The 2,951-nt window shown below is 76.0% G+C and carries 3 protein-coding genes; all 3 read left to right on the forward strand.

Annotation, left to right across the window (positions count from 1 at the left end):
* Nucleotides 1-452 (forward strand): glycosyltransferase family 4 protein (locus HLB09_RS15110; RefSeq protein ID WP_171204153.1); only part of this gene is annotated, 452 nt, incomplete at its 5' end.
* Between the two features lie 43 nt (nucleotides 453-495).
* Nucleotides 496-2,235, forward strand: a complete 1,740-nt coding sequence (locus HLB09_RS15115) for a CTP synthase (RefSeq protein WP_171204155.1) — start codon at nucleotides 496-498, stop codon at nucleotides 2,233-2,235.
* The gene (locus HLB09_RS15120) at nucleotides 2,232-2,879 is read left to right on the forward strand and encodes an NUDIX domain-containing protein (RefSeq protein ID WP_171204154.1); all 648 of its coding nucleotides are present in this window, start codon (nucleotides 2,232-2,234) and stop codon (nucleotides 2,877-2,879) included. The genes HLB09_RS15115 and HLB09_RS15120 overlap by 4 nt, the downstream gene beginning before the upstream one ends.
* The last annotated feature ends 72 nt before the right edge of the window (nucleotides 2,880-2,951 follow it).

Genomic DNA, 2,951 nt, shown 5'->3' on the forward strand with positions numbered 1-2,951 from the left:
GGGGCGCCCCCGTCACGTGGTGCGTCGTCGGCGACGGCGACCCGGCCGTGGAGGCGCGCGTGCGCCGCCTCGTCGCGGAGCTCGACGCCCCGGTGCGCCTGCTCGGGGCCCGCCCCGACGTCCCGGAGCTGCTCGCGCGCGCCGACGTCTTCGCGCTCTCGAGCACGTGGGAGGCCAGGTCGCTGGCCGTGCAGGAGGCCATGGCCGCCGGGCTGCCCGTCGTCGCCACCCGCACCGGCGGCCTGCCGGACCTGCTCGAGGGCGTCGGCGCGCTCGTGCCGGTCGGCGACGACCGCGCTCTCGCCGACGCCGTCGCGGCCCTGCTCGCCGACCCCCTGGCGCGCGAGCGCGCGGGCCGCGCGGCCCGCGAGGCCTTCACCGCCCTGCCGGGACCGCAGGACGTGCTCCGCGGCTGGATCGACCGCTACGCCCGCCTCGCCGCCGACCGCTGAGCCCGCCGACGGCTGAGCCGCCGACCGCTGAGCCCGCCCGTCGCTGCTACCGTCGAGGTCCGTGGTGGAACGCGGTCTCTCCCGGTCAGGCGGCGCGCTCAGCGGCAGCGGCACGCGGCACATCTTCGTCACCGGGGGGGTGGCGTCGTCCCTCGGCAAGGGGCTGACGGCCTCCAGCCTCGGTCACCTCCTGCGGGCCCGCGGCCTGCGGGTGTCCATGCAGAAGCTGGACCCCTACCTCAACGTGGACCCCGGGACGATGAACCCGTTCCAGCACGGCGAGGTCTTCGTCACCGACGACGGGGCCGAGACCGACCTCGACATCGGCCACTACGAGCGTTTCCTCGACGTGGCGCTCGACGCGGCGGCCAACATCACGACGGGGCAGGTGTACTCCGAGGTCATCGCCAAGGAGCGGCGCGGGGAGTACCTCGGCGACACCGTCCAGGTGATCCCGCACATCACCGACGAGATCAAGGCGCGCATGCGAGCCAAGGCGGTGCCCGGCCCGGACGGCGAGCCGGCGCCGGACGTGATCATCACCGAGGTCGGCGGCACCGTGGGCGACATCGAGTCGCTGCCCTTCCTCGAGGCCGCCCGCCAGGTGCGCCGTGACGTCGGCCGCGACGACGTCTTCTTCGTGCACGTCTCCCTCGTGCCCTACATCGGCCCGAGCGGGGAGCTGAAGACCAAGCCCACCCAGCACTCGGTGGCGGCGCTGCGCAACATCGGCATCCAGCCCGACGCGCTCGTGTGCCGCTCCGACCGGCCGATCCCCGAGGGCGTCAAGCGGAAGATCGCCGCGAGCTGCGACGTCGACGAGGCGGCGGTGGCCAACGCCGTCGACGCCCCGTCCATCTACGACATCCCCAAGGTGCTGCACGCCGAGGGCCTCGACGCCTACATCGTCCAGCGCCTCGGGCTGCCCTTCCGCGACGTCGACTGGAGCGAGTGGGACCAGCTCCTGCAGCGCGTCCACGCGCCCCGGCACACCGTGCGCGTGGCCCTCGTCGGCAAGTACGTCGACCTGCCCGACGCCTACCTGTCGGTCACCGAGGCGCTGCGCGCCGGCGGCTTCGCGGCCGACGCCCGCGTCGTCCTGCAGTGGGTCGCCTCGGACGAGTGCGCGAGCCCCGAGGGCGCCCGCCGCGCGCTGGCGGGCGTCGACGCCGTCTGCGTCCCCGGCGGCTTCGGGGTCCGGGGCATCGAGGGCAAGCTCGGCGCGCTGACGTGGGCCCGGACCAACAAGGTGCCGACCCTCGGCCTGTGCCTGGGGCTGCAGTGCATGGTCATCGAGCACGCCCGCTCCGTCGCCGGCCTCGAGGGCGCCTCGAGCTCGGAGTTCGACCCCTCGACGCCGTACCCGGTCGTCGCGACGATGGAGGAGCAGAAGGCCTTCGTCGAGGGCGCGGGCGACCTCGGCGGCACCATGCGGCTCGGGCTCTACCCGGCCGCGCTCACGCCCGGCTCGGTCGTGGCGGAGGCCTACGGCGCGGAGCTGGTCCACGAGCGCCACCGCCACCGCTACGAGGTGAGCAACGACCACCGCGAGCAGCTCGAGGCCGCCGGCCTCGTCGTCTCCGGCCAGTCGCCGGACCGCGCGCTCGTCGAGTTCGTCGAGCTGCCCCGCGAGGTCCACCCCTTCTACGTGGGCACGCAGGCGCACCCGGAGTTCCGCTCCCGCCCCACGCGCGCCCACCCGCTCTTCGCCGCGCTCGTCGAGGCCGCCGTCGCGCGCCAGCGCGAGGAGCGGCTCGTCGAGGTCGACGAGGTGCTCGCGTGAGCGGCGCCGAGGGGGGCGAGCTCGCCGACGTCCTGGCCCCGCGGCCCGTCGTCGGCCGCGAGACCGTGTTCTCCGGCGCGGTCTGGGACGTCGCGAGCGAGCGCGTCGACCTCGGCGGCGACGAGCCCGTGCAGCGGGACAAGGTCGTGCACCCCGGGGCCGTGGGGATCCTCGCCCTCGACGACGCCGACCGGGTGCTGCTCGTGCGGCAGTACCGCCACCCCGTCCGCCACGAGCTGTGGGAGGTGCCGGCCGGCCTGCTCGACGAGGCCGGGGAGGCCCCGCAGGACGCCGCGGCCCGCGAGCTGGCCGAGGAGGCCGACCTCGTCGCGGGGCGCTACGACGTCCTCGCCGAGTGGTACAGCTCCCCGGGCGGGTCCGACGAGGCGCTGCGCGTGTACCTGGCCCGCGACCTGCGGCCCGTCCCCGAGGGCGAGCGCTTCGCGCGCGAGCACGAGGAGGCCGACATGGTCACGCGGTGGGTGGCGCTGGACGAGGCGCGCGACGCGGTGCTCGCCGGCCGCCTGCACAACCCGACGCTCGTCGTGGCGGTGCTGGCCGCCGTCGCGGCGCGCGAGCAGGGCTGGGCCACCCTGCGCCCGGCCGACGCGCCCTGGCCGGCCTTCGCGGACCGCCGGGACTGACGCACCCGCCACCGGTCGGCGACCGCCGCCCGCTGTCGCCAGGCTCCGTGCCGCCGGCGGCTCCCGGCCGCG

This window comes from Pseudokineococcus marinus (assembly GCF_013004605.1).
Classification (GTDB): Bacteria; Actinomycetota; Actinomycetes; order Actinomycetales; family Quadrisphaeraceae; genus Pseudokineococcus; species Pseudokineococcus marinus.